Here is an 18,412-nt window from a genome sequence, read left to right as displayed (position 1 = left end):
CCTATTGAGCCGTTCCCAGCCACTTCGCGATAACTTTCTGATAATCGCCGCTCGCTTTGCTTAAATGCAGCCACTGATCGACGTACATCTTCCAGCTAATATCGTCTTTTGGCAGTAGGTAAGCCTTCTCAAGATACTGCAGCGGCTTTTTAGGATTCACGGCGCACAGCTTAGGATAATGTTTTTGCTGGAACAGAGCTTCAGAAGCATCGGTAACCATGACGTCGGCTTTTTTATCGACCAGCATTTGGAAAATTGCCAGGTTATCGTGTGAAAGCTCCAGGTGAGCGTTGGGCAAGTGTGCGTGCACGAAAGCTTCATTGGTGCCGCCCACCGGCTCAATCAGGCGAACCTCAGGTTTGTTCAACTGTTCGATCGTTTGGTACTTGTGCACGTTCTCGCAGCGTACAAACGGAATTTTACCATCCTGAGTCAACATATTGGCAAACCAGGATTTTTGCTGACGGGCCAAAGAGACAGAAATTCCCCCCATCGCGATATCGCACTTGTTAGCACTCATATCGTCCATCATGGTCTTCCAAGTCGTTTTCACCCAGACCACCTTTACCCCCAAACTTGCCGCCAGTGATTCAGCCATTGAGACATCAATACCTTCGTATTGGCCGTCCGGGCGCAAATAAGTGTAGGGTTTATAGTCGCCGGTCGTACATACATTGAGCGAGCCTTTCTGAATAACCCTGTCAAGATGCGAGGAAACGCCCTCCGCCTGAGCCGTTGCGGTGCCCGCAGCCAGCAGAATGAGAGAAACAAGCCGCTTTTTCATTACTTTCCCTTGTCGGTGACCTGTGTAATAAAGAGGATAACAGTCACGATGATGTTTTTTTAATTGAGGTGTAAGTATAAGAAATAACGCGGTTAATTAGTAATACCTGCTTCGCATATTTTTCAGCGCGCCGCGGGTTTTAGCGACTAAACGACGTGTTGAGCACGAAATGCGTCTGTCAGGGTATAAAGGACCGGTTTGGCTAATAAAAAACTGATAGTGTATTAATAAATAAAAGAGAGAGGCAGGTGAGCACTCATGTACAGCATTGATGACTATGACTTAAAAATACTGACGCTGTTGCAGGCAAACGGGCGTCTGACCAATCAGGAACTGAGTGAAATCGTGGGATTGTCGGCCTCGCAGTGTTCGCGTAGAAGAATCAGCCTTGAGCAGCAGCAAATGATTCTGGGCTATCACGCGCGCCTTGCCCCCGAAGCCTTGGGCTTGGGCATGATTGGTCTGATCGAAATACGTCTAATCAATCACTTGCCGGAAAGTGTGAGTGAATTTCATCTGATGCTTGAAGAGGTTGATGCCGTGATCGATGCCTATAAAACCACGGGAGATGCCGACTATCTGTTAAAAGTTGCCGTCGCTGACTTGGCGGGTTTGAGCACGCTTATTAGCCATATTCTTTCAGTTCATAAGAGCGTTTCTCATATTAAAACCTCTGTCGTTCTGAATCGAATAAAAGAGAACGGTCTGCTTAGTATTCAATAAAGTTCACTTTCATATACCCTGACTTTATTGAACTATTATGGTGCAGGTTCCCTTATTTGGTGCATGCCTTGCGTGTTTTATGCGTGTTAATACTGATTTATTGCTGTATTTCGCATGAGTTGATTGTTTTTTTATTTTAAAATGCGTGGATTGTGCAAAAGCGGTTGCCTTCTTTGGCCCTGTCGTTAATTATCTATGAAAATTCGCAGACCCCAGCGGGCAAGATAGCCTGCGCGGTTTCTTTATTTTCTAAATGATCAGCACTTAAGGGCGACAGACACTGCTATGGATAATATCGATAACATCCCGGAACCGCGTATTTCACACACCTGGCTCGAAGACGTGCTGGCTATTCTGATGGGCACCCTGATGGTCTCTTTTGGCGTAATGATGTTGCGTCAGTCAGGGGCGTTGACCGGCAGCACCGCGGGTTTGGCATTTCTGGTGCACTACCTGACTCATTACTCCTTCGGCGCGGTGTTTTTCGTCATCAATTTGCCATTTTATTACCTGGCAATTCGCCGCATGGGCTGGGCCTTCACCATAAAAACCTTCAGTGCGGTGGCGTTGGTATCAGTCTTTACCAGCCTGCATCCGCTGTTTGCTCATTTTGACCATCTTGAGCCGTTTTATGCCGTACTCTTCGGAAACGTGATTATGGGGATGGGTTTCATTGTGCTTTTTCGCCACAAGGCAAGTTTGGGCGGCATGAATATTCTGGCGCTCTATCTGCAGGATAAATATGGCATTCGCGCGGGAAAATTGCAGATGGCCGTCGATTTTGTCATCGTGCTGGCGTCGCTGTTTGTCGTGAGTATTCCGATGCTTATCGCGTCAATTTTGGGTGCCTTCGTGCTCAACCTGATTATTGCCATGAACCACCGCCCCGGGCGCTATCGAGTCTGACGGCTCGCTCAACAAGAACTGAACATAAATGTTTCTTCCTGAGCGATATTTGCTAGTCTACGGGATATTAAAATACAGCAGTAAAAAAGCAGTCAAACGTCGGTGCTTCGACACAGCGGAGCCTCGTGCAACGGGGTTTTGGCGCTGGTTCAAGAAACAATCCTAGGAGAAATATACCGTGTTCCAACATGTTGATGCTTATGCCGGTGACCCCATTCTGTCGCTGATGGATAGCTTCAAGAACGACCCAAGAGAGAAAAAGGTAAACCTGAGCATTGGTCTGTACTACGACGATAAAGGGATTATCCCTCAGCTTGGCGCTGTCGAAGCCGCTGAAAATCAGTTGAATGCCCTGCCTCAGGCTGCTTCAGTGTATTTGCCGATGGAAGGCCTGAGCGCCTATCGCAGCAGCATTCAGACCCTACTTTTTGGTGCAGAACATCCTGCGCTGCAACAGCAGCGTATTGCCACCATTCAGACCGTGGGTGGATCGGGCGCGCTTAAAGTGGGCGCCGACTTCCTAAAACACTATTTCCCAAATTCAGAAGTATGGGTAAGCAACCCAACCTGGGACAACCACGTCGCGATTTTTGCCGGCGCGGGCTTCCAGGTGCACACTTATCCGTACTTTGATGCTGAAAACCTCGGCGTTAACTTTGCCGGTATGATTGACGCGCTGCAAACTCTGCCCGCGCAAAGCATCGTACTGCTGCACCCTTGCTGCCATAACCCAACCGGTTCTGATTTAACACCGTCACAGTGGGATCAGGTGATTGAGCTGGTTAAGCAGCGCGAGCTTATCCCGTTCCTCGATATCGCCTATCAGGGTTTTGGCGAAGGGATGAACGAAGATGCTTACGCCATTCGTGCAATGGCCGCTGCCGGTGTGAACATGTTGGTGAGCAACTCGTTCTCCAAAATTTTCTCACTGTACGGCGAGCGCGTAGGTGGACTGTCGGTGGTGTGTGAAAGCGCCGAAGCCGCAGGGCGTGTACTCGGCCAGCTAAAAGCAACCGTGCGTCGCAACTACTCTAGCCCGCCAAACTTTGGCGCAAAAGTGGTGGCCACCGTGCTGAACAACGCAGAGCTTAACGCCCAGTGGTTAGCCGAAGTGGAAATTATGCGTACGCGCATAATTGAAATGCGCCAGACGCTGGTTAACAGCTTGAAGAAAGCGTTACCGGGCCGTGATTTTGACTATTTGCTACAGCAGCGCGGCATGTTTAGTTATACCGGCTTCAGCGTGGCGCAGGTTGATCGCCTGCGCGACGAGTTTGGCGTCTATCTGATTGCCAGCGGTCGCGTGTGCATGGCCGGTCTGAACCACCACAACGTGGAGCAGGTTGCTGCGGCGTTTGCTGCGGTACAGTAATCGTTAAAAGCGGTCTGATAACCTTCGGCGTGAGCGAAATCTCACGCCGATTTTTTTTGCTCAGTACTCATTACTGCGCGCTTACTCTGCCCTCAGATTAACCACGACACGTCCGCGGATCTCGCCTTTAATTAACCGCGCGGCGGCATCAATCGTTTCATCAAGCGTAATTTCCTGACTGACGGCCTCAAGCAGCTCGGCGTCAATAAGCTGGGCAAGTCGAGACCACGCAGCCCTGCGCTCCTCAGCCGAACGCGTCACGCTGTTGATGCCTGCCAGCGTAACATTGCGCAGAATAAACGGCGCGACGCTGGCGGGAAAGTCCAACCCCTGTGCCATCCCGCAGGCCGCTACGGTGCCGCTCTCTTTAATACTGGCGCAAACGTTGGCTAGCGTGTGGCTGCCGACTGAATCTATTGCCGCCGCCCACAGCTCCTTCTGCAGTGGTTTACCCGGTTCGCTAAGTGTGTTGCGGTCGATGATTTCACGGGCACCCAGGCGTTTTGTCAGATATTCAGCCTCGTCCGAACGCCCGGTTGAGGCGGCAACCCGATAGCCGAGTCGGGAGAGCAGCGCGATGGCAAAGCTGCCGACGCCACCGTTGGCACCGGTCACCAGCACCGTGCCTTTGTCTGGCGTGAGGCCATTTTTTTCCAGCGCGATAATTGCCAGCATTGCGGTATACCCCGCCGTGCCAACAATCATGCTGTCCTTTAGGCTCACAGACGGCGGTACCGGCGTCAGGTATTGGGCATCAATACTGACTTTTTGTGCCAGTCCGCCCCAGGCTTTTTCACCAAAACCCCAGCCGTTTAGCAACACGCGATCGCCTGCGGCAAACTGCGGGTTACTGCTGTGTGAAACGATGCCGGAAAAGTCGATGCCTGGCACCATTGGAAAGCTGCGTACGATAGGTCCACTGCCGGTAATAGCCAGTCCGTCCTTATAGTTCAGCGTTGAATAATGCACATCAACCTGTACTTCGCCCGCAGGTAGCTGGCTCTCGTCCAGTTCCTTGAGGGCGACCTGATACTTATCGTCTGTTTTGTCTATCACGATTGCTTTAAACATCATTAACTCCAAAGTGGGAACTATCGTCAGGCGAGCGGGGGAGACCGGCCAGGAAGTAGTGGATAAAATTATTCAGCGGGGTGGCATTGGCATTCAGCTTGGCACGCATTACCGCGCCTTCCCATCCGCTCCAAAAGTAGGCGGCTAGCGCATCACAGTTGGCCTGCGGCGATAATGAGCCGTGGCGTTGGGCAAGTGCGAGGCATTCACTCACGCGGTGTTCCCAGATGTGCAGAATATCCCTGAGTTGTTCACGGAAGTTAACCGGCAGATTGGCGATTTCCTGTCCGAGATTTCCGACCAGGCAGCCGCGCGTATAATCATATTTCGCCATGCCGCGTGCGGCATCTTCAACGAAGGCCCGGAGTCTTACCAGGGGAGCGAGGGCGTCATCGAGCAGGAATTTATCCAGCTTATGCGCGAAGAAGCAGGCATAATTTTCAATGATTGCCTGACCGAAGCTCTCTTTGCTGTCGAAGTAGTAGTAGAAGGAGCCTTTGGGAACGCCGACCTGCTTGAGTATGGCGTCAATACCGGTGGCGGCAAAACCCTGTTCGGTTAGCACGGCGGTTCCGCTGCGGATCAGCGTTTCGCGAGTATCGGTGTTTTCCCGTCCGGCTTTAAGCGGACGACCACGGCGTGGTTTTGAGTTTTCAACAGTCATTTTATAAATATAGACCGACCGTCTTGTTAAATCAAAAATTCACCAAATGAAGTTATACTTCCTTTGATTTTTATCAAACGAGGAGTGCGTCATGTGGTTTCAAAAAGAGCTCAAACTTAAACAGCGGCCGCGTGGATTCCATCTGGTTACCGACGAAGTCTTGCAGCAACTGCCGGAGATCCGCCAGCTGTCGGTGGGAATGTGCAATGTGTTTATTCAGCACACCTCGGCGGGTTTAACCATTAACGAAAACGCCGATCCGACGGTGCGGCTCGATTTTGAGAGCTATTTCAACCGAGCGGTGAAAGAGGATGAGCCTTGGTATCAGCATGACTATGAAGGCAGCGACGATATGCCCGCGCACCTGAAAAGCAGTCTCTTGGGCTGCAGTTTGAATATTCCTGTCAGTAACGGTCGCCTGAATCTGGGCACCTGGCAGGGTATTTATTTGTGTGAGCATCGCAATCACGGCGGGTCGAGAAAAATTGTGGTCACATTGAACGGCGAATAAATTTTGTTAAGCCGGTTGCAGTTGTCTGTTTTTTAGACAGCTATACTTCTCTTTCCCATTTTACTTACGGAAAGAGTGATTAATATGAACAATGCTCAACTGCTCGATTACTGTCTGTCTAAACCGGGTACTCATCAAAGCACCGAGAATCAGTGGCAGGCCAATCAGATAAAAGTGGCCGGCGTGATGTTTGCCATGCTACGCGATATTGAAGGTCATCCGGCAATTTCATTGAAAGTCGGCAATAAAAGTGCCGAAAACCTTCGTCATCAGCATCCTGAAATTGTGCCCTGTGACTGTCTGAACAAGGCACATTGGAACAGCGTGCTGCTCGACGGCAATCTACCAGATTCACAGTTCTATGCACTGATCGACACGGCCTATCAGCAGGTTGTTTCTGGTTTGCCAGAGGAAAAGCGTCACCACATTACGGGGTAATTTCCCCTTAGTGCAGAGGAATGGCTAAGCCCATACGCCGGTATCAAGCGTCGCGGGGGAGTATTCAATATCCGTTCCCCGCCACGGCAGCAGAGCCTGAAAACGCCATACACGCCTGATGTGCAGGCACCAGAACCGTTCAGCACCTTCCAAAGGATGTTGAGTTTCTCCCTGCCAGCGTATTTCAGTCTCTCCCTGCACGTGCAGTACGTCGCCGCTCTCAAAATCGAGGAACAACAGCGACGCGCGGGGTTCAGCCAGCATGTTGCCCAGCGTATTCATGTAGCGATTCCCTGAGAAATCGGGCACCCACAGCGTGTCGCCGTCAATTTTCACAAAGCCGGGCTTTCCGCCGCGATGAGAGATATCCGCGCCGCCGTTTATTGATTCCCCATGTGCGTGTGTGGCCACGAAAAAGGTGTCAGCAGAACGGATAAGATTTCTTGCCTGCGCGTCTAGTTTATCAAGATAAACAATTGGCTGGGGATCATTAACCTGCGCTGAAATTTTTCGCCGCTGAATATACTTCGGACAGTTGCCGAAGCTTTGGTTAACCGCCAACTCAAGGCGATTTTTATCCATGCGGCTAATTACACCGTTGACGCGATTCCTCCGCCGGTTGGTAAAGTCCAGCCCCAACGCACCCAGCGTTTGACCGGGACGCAATGCCGACAGCGCCGGACAGTCTTCCCGCCGCGGGGCATTAATTCTCAGGTGCGAATTATCGACCGTACTGATGAAACCCGGTGGTCCGCTCAGCACAGTGGCCACCGGCCAGCCGGTGGTGTCCAAAGTGGCAATAAAAAATGACGGCAGACCGGCAAAGAAATCGCGATGCTGCTGCGGCATGGTCGGATAAATACCCGCTGAGCCGACCATAAATCCGGCCATTAACTGCGCGCGTTTTTCATCAGCATGGAAGATATCCATCACGTCACCTTAGACTTTTGCCGTCTCGGGCAGCGGCAGCGGGGGAGTTGAGAAAAAGCCCGGAAGCTGTTCGATGCGTGTCAGCCACTGGCGGATCGCGGGAAAGGCATCGAGAGAAATACCGCCTTCCGGGGCCAAAGCAATGTAGGTATAGCAGGCTAAATCGGCGAGGGTGACGCGATCGGTGGCTAAAAAATCACGCGCGGTCAGATGTTGCTCAAGATGAGGCAAGAACTTGCCCGCCAACTTGGTTGCGTAGGCATAATCTTCGTCAGTGCCAAACTGCGCGATAAGCCTTGCCGAAGCCGGCCCGTAGCGAACCTCACCGGCGGCTTTACACAGCCATTGTTGAGTCAGCGCGGCCGCAACCGGTTCGTTTGGCAACCAGTGACTGTCAGGCGCATAGGTTTTGGCCAAATAGACCAAAATCGCATTGCTATCACTAATGACAATATCGCCATCGACCAGCACGGGAATTTGTCCCCAGGGATTTAATTTCCGAAATGCCGCAGACGCCCGAACCTCTGCACCGGCCTCGATAAATTCGTGCGGCAGCTCCAGCATCTTCAGCAGCAGCGCCACGCGGTGAACGTGTCCAGAAAGCGGCGTGCCATACAGTTTTAACGTGCTCATCATTCTCTTCCTCATGGGACATTGCGTGAATTAATAGATTACTCTTGCAATGGATGAATGAAATCCGAGAATATTGAAATTAATAATTTCATTAAATGGAATAATTTATGGATCGTCTCGATGAGCTGGCTATTTTCCTCGAAGTGCTCAATCAGGGCAGTTTGTCGGGCGCGGCACGTAAATTACGGCGTTCAGCCCCGGCGGTGACTCGCGCCATTGCCTCTCTGGAACAACGTTTTGGCGCCCGGCTTGTGGAGCGCACCACGCGACGTTTGGCACCGACCGAGGCCGGCGTGCGTTTGGCCGAACGCGCTGCTCTGGTGCTGAGCAGCTATGATGACGCTGTGCTGGACACCGCCGCCACGCAGTTGAAGGGCCTGTTGCGCATCACTGCGCCGGTGCTGTTTGGACGGTGGCACGTCGCCCCGCTGGTGATGGAGTTTCAGTCTCTGCATCCCGAGATTCAAATTGAGCTGATACTCAACGATCATAATCTGGAGATGATCGGCCAAGGCATCGATGTTGCTGTCCGCATTGGTCATCTCGATGATTCAGCCAAGGTTGCCCGTCGGTTGGGTGAGGTGAGTATTGTGCTGGTGGCCAGCCCGCACTATCTGGCGCGCTATCCGGTTTTACGTCACCCTAGCGAGTTGAGTCGTCATCAAACCGTGCTCAGCAGTAACGATGCCTTCAACGAGTGGCGATTTGGCCCGCACGAAGAGGGGCCGCGCGTTCGGCTTGCCCCTCATTTTTTATTTAATGATGTTGAAACCCGTCGTCTGGCCGTTAAGGCGGGGAGAGGCGTAGCGAGATTACTCTCTTATCAGGTTGCCGATGATATTGCCGACGGCTCGCTGGTGCGCCTGCTGCCCGAGTTTGAGCCATTGCCGCTTCCTGTGCAGTTGGTGGTGCAAAATATTCAGCGTATGCCCTTAAAAGTTCGCGCTTTTTGGGACTTTGCGCGTGAGAGATTAAGCCAGGTTCCGCAAATTCATTCCTGAGTGATAATGATGATGCCTATCCTGTTACAGGCAAAAAAATAGCGAGTCCGATGACTCGCTATTTTTGTTACCGGCCTAAATCAGGCGGATTTCTTCGCTTTTTGCGTGTGGCGTTCCAGCAGTGGCTTCAGGAAGCGTGCGGTATGCGACTCTTTGCACTCCGCGACGGTTTCCGGTGTGCCAGATACCAGAATTTGACCGCCGCCGTGCCCGCCTTCAGGACCCAAATCCACAATCCAGTCTGCGGTTTTGATCACATCAAGGTTGTGCTCAATCACCACGATGGTATTGCCTTGGTCACGCAGCTGATGCAGAACTTCAAGCAACTGCTGGATATCCGCGAAGTGCAGACCCGTCGTCGGCTCATCAAGAATATACAGCGTTTGACCGGTGCCGCGTTTCGACAGCTCACGCGCCAGTTTAACCCTTTGCGCCTCACCACCGGACAGCGTCGTGGCCGACTGGCCGAGACGAATATACGACAGGCCGACGTCAATCAGCGTTTGCAGCTTGCGAGCCAGCGCAGGAACGGCATCGAAGAACTCACGCGCCTCTTCAATAGTCATGTCCAACGTTTCGTGAATGCTCTTGCCTTTGTACTTAATCTCAAGCGTTTCACGGTTATAGCGTTTGCCTTTGCAATGGTCGCAGGGTACGTAGATATCCGGCAAGAAGTGCATCTCGACCTTGATTACGCCATCGCCCTGACAGGCTTCGCAGCGACCGCCTTTCACGTTAAAGCTGAAACGTCCTGGCGTATAACCCCGCGCCCGCGATTCTGGCACACCGGCAAACAGCTCACGCACCGGTGTGAAAATACCGGTATAAGTGGCCGGGTTTGAGCGCGGTGTACGACCGATCGGGCTCTGGTCAATGTCGATGACTTTATCGAAGTGCTCAAGGCCTTGAATGTCACGATAAGGTGCGGCTTCCGCAATGGTTGCGCCATTGAGTTGGCGCTGCGCCAGCGGAAACAGCGTGTCATTAATCAGCGTCGATTTACCCGATCCGGACACGCCGGTGATGCAGGTAAATAGCCCAACCGGCAGGGTGAGGGTCACATCTTTCAGGTTGTTACCCGTTGCGCCCACCAGTTTCAACACTTTCGCCGCATCGGCCGGAACCCGCTTTTCAGGCACGGAAATTTCGCGCTTACCGCTGAGATACTGCCCGGTCAGGGAGTTCTCGGTAGCCATAATGTCTTCTGCCGTGCCTTCCGCGACCACTTCACCGCCGTGAACACCGGCACCTGGGCCAATATCGATAATATGGTCGGCGGCGCGAATGGCGTCTTCGTCGTGCTCAACCACGATAACGGTATTGCCGAGGTCGCGCAGGTGAATCAATGTCTCGAGCAGGCGTTCGTTGTCGCGCTGATGCAAACCTATTGAAGGCTCATCGAGCACGTACATCACACCCACCAGGCCCGCACCAATCTGGCTGGCAAGACGGATACGCTGGGCTTCACCGCCCGACAGCGTCTCGGCCGAACGCGACAGAGAAAGGTAGTTCAGACCGACGTTAACCAGGAATCTCAGCCGATCGCCGATTTCTTTCAAGATCTTCTCGGCAATCTGCTTGCGCTGACCGGTCAGGTTCATGCTGAGGAAAAATTCCATTGCGTGACCGATGCTGTAATCGGAGATCTCCGGCAGCGTGGTCTCTTCAACGAAGACGTTACGTGCTTCTTCGCGCAGGCGCGTACCCTTACAGGACGCGCAGGGGCGATTGCTGATGTATTTTGCCAACTCTTCTCGTACCGCACTGGATTCCGTCTCTTTATAGCGACGTTCCATATTGTGCAGCACGCCTTCGAACGGATGGCGACGCACCGAGGTATCACCCCGGTCGTTGATGTATTTGAATTCGATGGTCTGCTTGTCGGAGCCGTGCAGAATGGCGTGCACCACGTCTTCACTCAGCTCGTTGAAAGCCGCTTCGACGTCAAACTTGTAGTGCTCACCCAGCGAACGCAGCATCTGGAAATAGTAGAAGTTGCGACGATCCCAGCCGCGGATCGCGCCACCGGCCAACGAAAGCTCCGGATTTTGAATCACACGATCAGGGTCAAAAAACTGCTGCACGCCCAGACCGTCACAGGTTGGGCAGGCACCGGCGGGATTGTTAAACGAGAACATACGCGGTTCCAGCTCGCGCATGCTGTAGCCGCAAATCGGGCAGGCAAAGTTGGCCGAGAACAGCATTTCGTCGGCTTTAGGGTCGTCCATGTCGGCGACCACGGCGGTTCCGCCGGAAAGCTCCAGCGCGGTTTCAAAAGACTCCGCCAAACGCTGAGCCAGATCGTCGCGCACTTTAAAGCGATCGACGACGACCTCAATGGTGTGTTTCTTCTGTAGCTCAAGCTTCGGTGGATCGGACAGATCGCACACTTCACCATCAATTCTTGCGCGGATATAGCCCTGCGCCGCCAGATTCTCCAGCGTTTTGGTGTGCTCGCCTTTGCGATCCTTGACGATCGGTGCCAGCAGCATCAGGCGTTGCCCTTCCGGCTGTGCCAGCACGTTATCCACCATTTGGCTCACGGTTTGCGCGGCCAGCGGAACGCCGTGTTCAGCGCAGCGCGGTTCGCCCACGCGGGCAAACAGCAGGCGCAGGTAGTCGTGAATTTCGGTAATCGTCCCGACCGTTGAACGCGGGTTGTGCGACGTCGATTTTTGCTCAATCGAAATAGCCGGTGACAACCCTTCAATATGGTCGACGTCCGGTTTTTCCATTAAGGATAAAAATTGCCGCGCATAGGCTGAAAGCGACTCAACGTAGCGGCGCTGACCTTCGGCATACAGGGTGTCAAAAGCCAGTGAGGACTTGCCAGATCCGGATAATCCGGTGACAACAATCAGTTTGTCGCGCGGAATAATCAGGTTGATATTCTTGAGATTATGGGTACGTGCGCCCCGAACTTCTATCTTATCCATTCATCATTCCCGGAATAACTTGAAAGCTCACCGTGCCGGTGACTGTCCGCGATGCGTGTGTGAAATTGCATACCCGCTTACCGATTGATTCGGGTATATCCGCCCCAGACACGGCATCTGAATCAGAAAATTGGGCACAGAAAGTACGAAACGAGTAAGTATGACACAAAAAAACCTGAATGGATATCCAGTAGAAGTCTGCAACCTTGTCGACTCCGTAAACATTATCTCGATATGCATTGCAGGTATTATCTAGAATCTGCCCATGCTAAAATTCATGGTTTATACTGTATAAAATTAACTCATCAGGAGAGTCGACATGGCCAGCAGAGGCGTAAACAAAGTGATTCTGGTTGGGAATCTGGGTCAGGATCCCGAAGTCCGCTACATGCCTAACGGCGGTGCTGTTGCCAATATCACCCTGGCAACCTCTGAAAGCTGGCGCGACAAGGCGACCGGCGAGCAGAAAGAGAAGACTGAATGGCACCGCGTTGTGCTGTTCGGCAAGCTGGCAGAAGTAGCAGGTGAATACCTGCGTAAAGGCTCTCAGGTTTATATTGAAGGCGCACTGCAAACGCGCAAGTGGACCGATCAGGCCGGTGTTGAAAAATACACTACCGAAATCGTGGTAAACGTCGGTGGCACCATGCAGATGCTGGGTGGTCGTGCGGGCGGCGGTGCTCCTGCAGGCGGCGGCCAACCTTCTGGCGGTCAAGCTGCAGGTGGCCAGCAGGGCGGTTGGGGTCAGCCTCAGCAGCCACAGGGCGGTAATCAGTTCAGCGGCGGTCAGCAATCTCGTCCGGCTCAGAATGCACCGGCACAAAGCAACGAACCACCCATGGATTTCGACGACGATATCCCGTTCTGATCCTTGCCCATCCAGCGGCTGCTGGTGAGTCTTTAAAAGACAGGCAATTTTCACGACGACTGACCCCGCTTTTTGCGGGGTTTTTTTTAGCTTATATCTGGCGTAATTTTTCAAAATTGCAGGATAATGGCTGTAAAACGTACTTTTCACCGTGCAGGGAGCCATAAATGAAACAGGCGGACAGCCTTTTTGATTTTCATCAGGTTATGGATGACAAAGCCCGTTTGAACCATTTTGTTCTGGACCCTGACCAGCAGCAAGTTATTGCTTGTCTTGATGCACTGATGAAGCCGATTTTCAATCCTTCTAAAAGGCTTTTTAGAAAAGCGACGTTGGCCAAGTCAGGCGTCTATGTCTGGGGAACCGTCGGGCGCGGTAAGAGCTTTATCGTCGACAGTTTTTTTTCAGCGGTTCCCGTCAAGAATAAAATACGGGTCCATTTCCATGATTTCCTGCGTGAACTGCATCGCCATATCAACCGCCCGCACACCGGTGAAAATACTCTTGATGCTGCATTAAACGCGCAGTTGGGCCACTGCGAGCTATTGTGTTTCGATGAGCTGCATCTGCACGATGTCGGTGACGCGATGCTGGTGAAAAGCCTGCTTGAACTGATTGTAAAACGGCGGATTATCCTCGTCGCCACTTCGAACTATCCTCCTGACCAGCTGTTGTCGAATCCTCTTTATCATTCACGTTTTGCCTCCTCAATTGAACTGATTAAGCAGTATATGCAGGTGGTGGCACTGGGTGGGACTTTGGATTACCGCACACTGGGCGGCAACACTTTCACGCCGTTTAGCAAAGGGGCTTATCTCTGTCCGGGCACTGAGGCACAGCGTCGCGACTGCGTGCTACCGTTATTGCCGGTCAGCGATCCCCTGCCGCTTCGCGTGAGTCATCGCCACATTAATGTGCTGTCGGCCAGTGAGAATCTTCTTCACCTTACCTTCGAAGCGCTATGCGCTGCACCGACGGCGGTGATGGATTATTTGACCCTGTGTGAGCATTACCGCTGCTGGATAATAGAGGGTGTTCCCAAACTCGAAAACTCTTCTCCCGCAGTGCAGCAGCGTTTTATTAACGTGATCGACGTGCTTTATGACCAACACTGCCGGTTATTTTTAATCAGCGACTATGCGCTGCACAAAATGACCGAAGGTGTTCAACAGGAAGATATTCAGCGCACGCGCAGCCGTCTGCAGCAGCTTAAATACCTCGTTTTGCAGTAAATCGCCGCTCAACCCAAGGACTCGGTATACCATGCTCGACACACTCACGTTCGCAAATTATCTGCTGCTCGCTGCCACGTTATTGGTGGCTTACGTGATTTTCGGCATCGCGGGTTTTGGCTCGGCGCTTATTGCCAGCCCGGTGATGGCGCTCTACATTCCACTGAAAGAGATTGTGCCGGTTCTGGCATTGTTGGACTTGTGCGCCGCACTGGTCAACGTTAGTCGGGACGGGCGTAACGCGCAGTGGTCAGAGTTGAAAAGGTTGGTGCCGTTGATGATTATCGGTAGCCTGGTTGGCGCAACGATTCTGTTAAAAACGCGTCCCGATATTCTTTTGCTCGCGCTGGGCATTTTTGTCGTCCTGTATGCCCTTTACTCGTTTAGTGGACTGAAACCGCATCGTCCTTTTTCGCCCAAGGCGTCTGTGCCATTTGGACTGGTCGGCGGAATATTCAGCGCGCTGTTTGGCAGCGGCGGATTTATCTATGCCATTTATCTCAGCGGGCGCATCGAGAAGAAAGAGGCTTTTCGCATTACCCAAACCACGCTGATTGGCCTGAGCACGCTGACGCGGGTGATTATCTTCGCTTTTGCCGGGATCTATTTCGACGTCAATCTATGGCTACTGGCGCTGTCGCTGCTGCCGGGCATGCTGATAGGCATCACGCTGGGGCGTTACTTCACGTTGAAAATGTCACGTGAGCAGTTTCTCAAGCTCCTCAATATTATTCTGCTTGCCTCAGGGGCGATGCTTATTTTCAGGTATTTTAATTAGCGAGAAGGCTGATTTAGCATCTCAAATTTCGCGCCTTTTATCACAATTTCGCTGAACTGGAGATGGTGCATAAATTCTCTGAGGATCAGCAGGGTGGCAGCGAAATCGTTACCGTCCGGGATACCTTCGAAGCTGGCAGGGCGTCCATTGATAACCAGCGCCAATCGGTCAAAGGTGCGTTCGACGGCCTCAACGGAAAGAGACATTTCTTCGTTTTCTGCCACGCCAGCCAAGCGTGCGATGGCACGGATGTCATTGTCTTCACTGTATAAACGCGCGCCTGGAGTGATATTATGACGCAAACGTGTAATCTCATCTTCTACCACCATAATGGCGGTTTCCATCTCAGCAGGGGTCGGAGGCTGGTGCCTGAAATACGCCAATGATGTGAGCTGTGAACCCAAGGTTAAGCGCTGTATTGTGCCGTCGAGAGTGACCTGAGTTTCTTCGCTGCCGATATGCAGAAATACGGTTGATAAAGCTGGCGTCATGTTTTACCTCGAAGCCGATGGCCGATAAAGCCGTGAGTCATTGAATAACTTACTCCTACTTAGCCAAAATACGCAATCTGGCTAAGTAGTGACGCTCTCCCTTGCTAAACGTTATGCATGGAAAATTCCTGCACCATCCAGTCAATAAAGACCCTGACGCGCGGCGAAAGCTGGCGGTTTTTCGGGTAAAGCAGGGAAACGGGCATGGAACCGGCGGGATACTGCGGCAAAATGGGCACCAGCGTTCCCTGTGCCAAATCAGCAGCCACCCCATAGTGTGGCACCTGGATAATGCCTAATCCTTGTCGTGCTGCCTCTTTCATACTTTCTGAACCCGTGACGGAAACGCTGGTCGGCAAATTAATAATCCGCTCTTCGCCTTCAACATAAAAGGTCAAAGGCAGAATATTTCCGCTGGCGCTGGAGTGAAATCCCACCATCTGATGATGCCGTTGCAGCGCGTCGAGCGTGTCGGGTAGGCCAAATTTCTTCACATAATGCGGGCTGGCACAGGTGACCTCCTGAAAATGCCCCAGCGAGCGGGCCACCATGTCGCTGTCTTTAAGCTCTCCTGCGCGAATAACGCAGTCGATTCCTTCACGCACCAGGTCTACCAGCCGATCGCCCTCACTGATAGCCAGCGTCATTTCGGGGTGACGAACCAAAAAGCTGTCGAGTCCAGGAAAGATGAAGTTTCGTGCGATGGCAGAATTAACGTCAATGCGCAGCAGGCCTTTTGGCCTCGCGCCGGCAAACGCCATTTCAGCTTCTTCAACCTCGGCCAGAATACCTAGACAGCGTTGGTAATAGGCTTCACCGTCCAACGTTGAGCTGACGTGGCGCGTCGTACGTTGCAGCAGTCGCACATTCAGGCGCGTCTCTAGCTGCTTGATGGCGTCAGTCACCGTTGAGCGTTTTAAATTTAAATCCTCTGCCGCCCGCGTAAAACTGCGTAGCTCTACCACGCGCGTAAACAGCCGCATGCTGTCGAGTTTATCCATTTTTTTACCGCAATTGTTCGCTTTATCCGGATAGTGTTAACGAATAATAGGTGATTATTCGAACGATTCAAAGGTGCATTATTTGTTCAGCGGCCAGCAAGCCTGGCTCAACTGAACACCTCTGATAAGGATACACAGCATGACGACTTCAAACGCACAGCCTGTAGAACAAAAAGTTGCGTTGGTTACCGGCGGTTCGCGCGGTATTGGCGCCGCGATAGTAGAGCGTCTGGCAAAAGACGGTTTCACGGTAATCGTAAACTATGCCCGCAGCGCCGACGAAGCCGATGAGCTGGTTCGCAAGATTGAACAGGCCGGTGGACGCGCGATCAGCGCCCAGGCTGACGTGAGTGATGCGGTATCGGTACGCAAGATGTTTGACAGCGCCGAGCAGGCTTTTGGCGGCATTGACGTGCTGGTCAACAACGCCGGTATCATGACACTCTCAACTATTGCCGACACCGATGACGAAACCTTTGACCGTCTGATCGACACCAATCTCAAAGGCACCTTTAACACCCTGCGTGAGGCAGCAAAACGCCTGCGGAACGGCGGACGCGTGATTAATTTCTCTACCAGCGTAGTGGGACTGTATCAGCCAACCTACGGCGTATATGCCGCGACCAAGGCGGCAGTGGAAGCTATGAGCCGCGTGCTGACCAAAGAGCTGCGCGGACGCAATATCACCGTCAACGTGGTGGCACCTGGCCCGACGGCGACCGAACTTTTCCTCAACGGAAAATCGCAGCAGCTGATTGAAAACATCACCAAACTTGCCCCACTTGAGCGCTTAGGTCAGCCGGAAGATATCGCTGCCAGCGTCGCTTTTCTCGCCGGTCCTGACGGCGCTTGGGTTAATGGCCAAACGCTGCGGGTGAACGGCGGGATAATTTGATTGAATTTGTAGACTCCTTATATCTACAAACAACCCTCTGACAGGGTGAGTCATTTTTTACCTAATAATTACAAGCATTCGCGGCGCACCCACTGAGGTTCTGTTAACTCAGTGCGGGCCGCGGCTTTTTCCACTCGGTAAGCCAGCGTGGACGATAAAACATCACCAGGTTCCCCAGCAAGATCAGCGTCAGTCCAATAACGGCGTTGGTATGCCATTGATATCCTTCGTAGAAAGTTGATACTGTAAGCGCTACCAGTGGAAACAGTAGCGTGCTGTAGGCCGCCTGACTGGCGCCAATACGACCGACCAGACTGAAATACATCCCAAATCCCAGTACTGAACCAAATACCGCCAGATAGACCAACGATCCTAAATAAGACGGCGTTAATTCAACCGCAAAAGAGGCACCCTGAAACAGACTAAGCAGCGCCATTACCGCCGCGCCGTAGCCCATCGCGTAGGTGTTAGTGCTCACCACGTCCAGCCCGTGCTGCTTGTGACGCGTGCTGATCATATTGCCCAGTGAAAAACCGAAGGTACCCAGCAGGCTGAGTCCGATTCCTTTGAGCAGGCCTGGGGCCATATGCGCAGCACTGAGGTCATGCCAGAACAGCGTCACGATCCCGGCGAGGCCCAGAATAGAGGCTGGTATAAGCGCAGGTGAAAGCTTTTGGCGGAAAAACAGCATGCCGTTAAAGGCGTTAAACAACACCGACATTGAGAAAATGACCGATTCCAGCCCGCTGCTGATGTAGGCCGCCGCATGGTAAAAACAGTAAAAATTGAATGCGAAAACACAACAGCCCTGTGCGACGCAAAACAGGTGGTCTTTCAGTGCCAGTTTGCGCAGGCGCCGGGTGACGAGCAGGGTGACCATCATCAACAATGAGGCCAGTAAAAAACGATAGAAAATGGATACGGTAACGGCAACGACACCCTGTTGCAGATAGATGGCAAACCAGGTTGTGCCCCAAATGAGGATCACAGAAATATACAGCAGCGCGTTCATAGTGTTGTCCAGCCAAGAGAAAGAAATTCCAGACTGATTATTGCGGTTTGATAAAACACGGGCTTTCATCAACTTGCGGTCACTTGCATAATCTTGCGGTTTTTTTAGGGCAAAAATGCAGTCATTTCTCGCTCTCGACCCCGCGAAAACACTACAATATCGCTAT

19 protein-coding genes are annotated in these 18,412 nt (G+C 52.3%); 10 read left to right on the top strand and 9 right to left on the bottom strand.

Annotated elements, in window-relative coordinates; genetic code table 11:
• Position 1: 1 nt before the first annotated feature.
• Positions 2-784, bottom strand: a complete 783-nt coding sequence (locus GA565_RS23160) for a transporter substrate-binding domain-containing protein (protein ID WP_152201128.1) — start codon at positions 782-784, stop codon at positions 2-4.
• 258 nt (positions 785-1,042) lie between these two features.
• On the opposite strand from GA565_RS23160, the gene GA565_RS23155 reads away from it, so the two are divergent.
• The 3 genes from GA565_RS23155 to GA565_RS23145 all read left to right on the top strand — a co-directional run bounded on the left by GA565_RS23155 (position 1,043) and on the right by GA565_RS23145 (position 3,785).
• Positions 1,043-1,507 (top strand): Lrp/AsnC family transcriptional regulator, encoded by a 465-nt coding sequence (locus GA565_RS23155; protein WP_152201126.1) that lies wholly within the window; start codon positions 1,043-1,045, stop codon positions 1,505-1,507.
• A 285-nt stretch (positions 1,508-1,792) separates the two neighbouring features.
• A complete protein-coding gene (locus tag GA565_RS23150; protein ID WP_152201125.1) occupies positions 1,793-2,413 on the top strand; it encodes a YitT family protein in 621 nt (206 codons plus the stop codon).
• A 178-nt stretch (positions 2,414-2,591) separates the two neighbouring features.
• Positions 2,592-3,785: an amino acid aminotransferase gene (locus GA565_RS23145; RefSeq protein WP_152201123.1), complete on the top strand. Its 1,194-nt coding sequence runs from the start codon at positions 2,592-2,594 to the stop codon at positions 3,783-3,785.
• Between the two features lie 81 nt (positions 3,786-3,866).
• Here the strand turns inward: GA565_RS23145 and GA565_RS23140 are convergent, their stop codons facing one another.
• Both GA565_RS23140 and GA565_RS23135 read right to left on the bottom strand, forming a co-directional pair.
• Positions 3,867-4,856 (bottom strand): MDR family oxidoreductase, encoded by a 990-nt coding sequence (locus GA565_RS23140; RefSeq protein ID WP_152201715.1) that lies wholly within the window; start codon positions 4,854-4,856, stop codon positions 3,867-3,869.
• Entirely contained in the window at positions 4,849-5,520 is a 672-nt protein-coding gene (locus GA565_RS23135; protein ID WP_152201121.1) for a TetR/AcrR family transcriptional regulator, read from the bottom strand. Before GA565_RS23135 ends, GA565_RS23140 begins: the two co-directional genes overlap by 8 nt.
• 91 nt (positions 5,521-5,611) lie before the next feature.
• Here GA565_RS23135 and GA565_RS23130 point away from each other — a divergent pair, with 91 nt between their 5' ends.
• Positions 5,612-6,031, top strand: coding sequence for a secondary thiamine-phosphate synthase enzyme YjbQ (locus GA565_RS23130; protein WP_152201119.1), 420 nt, complete (start codon positions 5,612-5,614; stop codon positions 6,029-6,031).
• A gap of 84 nt (positions 6,032-6,115) precedes the next feature.
• Positions 6,116-6,469 (top strand): MmcQ/YjbR family DNA-binding protein, encoded by a 354-nt coding sequence (locus GA565_RS23125; protein ID WP_152201117.1) that lies wholly within the window; start codon positions 6,116-6,118, stop codon positions 6,467-6,469.
• A 24-nt stretch (positions 6,470-6,493) separates the two neighbouring features.
• Here GA565_RS23125 and GA565_RS23120 read toward each other — a convergent pair whose 3' ends face one another.
• Both GA565_RS23120 and GA565_RS23115 read right to left on the bottom strand, forming a co-directional pair.
• Positions 6,494-7,399, bottom strand: a complete 906-nt coding sequence (locus GA565_RS23120; protein WP_193311954.1) for a pyridoxamine 5'-phosphate oxidase family protein — start codon at positions 7,397-7,399, stop codon at positions 6,494-6,496.
• Between the two features lie 9 nt (positions 7,400-7,408).
• Positions 7,409-8,032, bottom strand: coding sequence for a glutathione S-transferase family protein (locus GA565_RS23115; protein ID WP_152201713.1), 624 nt, complete (start codon positions 8,030-8,032; stop codon positions 7,409-7,411).
• Positions 8,033-8,139: 107 nt separating this feature from the next.
• Between GA565_RS23115 and GA565_RS23110 the strand changes: the two genes are divergently transcribed.
• Complete coding sequence (locus tag GA565_RS23110; RefSeq protein ID WP_152201114.1) at positions 8,140-9,033, top strand: LysR family transcriptional regulator; 894 nt, start codon at positions 8,140-8,142, stop codon at positions 9,031-9,033.
• Between the two features lie 80 nt (positions 9,034-9,113).
• On the opposite strand, the gene uvrA is transcribed toward GA565_RS23110, so the two are convergent.
• A complete protein-coding gene (gene uvrA / locus GA565_RS23105) occupies positions 9,114-11,969 on the bottom strand; it encodes an excinuclease ABC subunit UvrA (RefSeq protein WP_152201112.1) in 2,856 nt (951 codons plus the stop codon).
• A 319-nt stretch (positions 11,970-12,288) separates the two neighbouring features.
• Here uvrA and ssb1 point away from each other — a divergent pair, with 319 nt between their 5' ends.
• From ssb1 to GA565_RS23090, 3 genes are all read left to right on the top strand, one after another.
• On the top strand, positions 12,289-12,837 hold the full coding sequence (gene ssb1 / locus GA565_RS23100) for a single-stranded DNA-binding protein SSB1 (protein ID WP_152201110.1): 549 nt from the start codon (positions 12,289-12,291) through the stop codon (positions 12,835-12,837).
• Positions 12,838-13,004: 167 nt separating this feature from the next.
• A complete protein-coding gene (gene zapE / locus GA565_RS23095) occupies positions 13,005-14,069 on the top strand; it encodes a cell division protein ZapE (protein WP_152201108.1) in 1,065 nt (354 codons plus the stop codon).
• Between the two features lie 31 nt (positions 14,070-14,100).
• On the top strand, positions 14,101-14,847 hold the full coding sequence (locus tag GA565_RS23090) for a sulfite exporter TauE/SafE family protein (RefSeq protein WP_152201106.1): 747 nt from the start codon (positions 14,101-14,103) through the stop codon (positions 14,845-14,847).
• On the opposite strand, the gene GA565_RS23085 is transcribed toward GA565_RS23090, so the two are convergent.
• Together GA565_RS23085 and GA565_RS23080 are read right to left on the bottom strand one after the other, a co-directional pair.
• Positions 14,844-15,338: a hypothetical protein gene (locus GA565_RS23085; RefSeq protein ID WP_152201104.1), complete on the bottom strand. Its 495-nt coding sequence runs from the start codon at positions 15,336-15,338 to the stop codon at positions 14,844-14,846. The genes GA565_RS23090 and GA565_RS23085 overlap by 4 nt on opposite strands.
• 104 nt (positions 15,339-15,442) lie before the next feature.
• Entirely contained in the window at positions 15,443-16,339 is an 897-nt protein-coding gene (locus tag GA565_RS23080) for a LysR family transcriptional regulator (protein WP_152201102.1), read from the bottom strand.
• 139 nt (positions 16,340-16,478) lie between these two features.
• Here GA565_RS23080 and GA565_RS23075 point away from each other — a divergent pair, with 139 nt between their 5' ends.
• On the top strand, positions 16,479-17,234 hold the full coding sequence (locus tag GA565_RS23075) for an SDR family oxidoreductase (RefSeq protein WP_152201100.1): 756 nt from the start codon (positions 16,479-16,481) through the stop codon (positions 17,232-17,234).
• Positions 17,235-17,337: 103 nt separating this feature from the next.
• Here the strand turns inward: GA565_RS23075 and GA565_RS23070 are convergent, their stop codons facing one another.
• Positions 17,338-18,246 (bottom strand): DMT family transporter, encoded by a 909-nt coding sequence (locus GA565_RS23070; RefSeq protein ID WP_152201712.1) that lies wholly within the window; start codon positions 18,244-18,246, stop codon positions 17,338-17,340.
• Positions 18,247-18,412: the final 166 nt, after the last annotated feature.

Origin of the sequence: Rouxiella sp. S1S-2 (assembly GCF_009208105.1) — a bacterium.
In the GTDB taxonomy this organism is placed as follows: Bacteria; Pseudomonadota; Gammaproteobacteria; order Enterobacterales; family Enterobacteriaceae; genus Rouxiella.
Note: the sequence above shows the minus strand (reverse complement) of the source record. Positions and strands in the feature narration are given on the sequence as shown.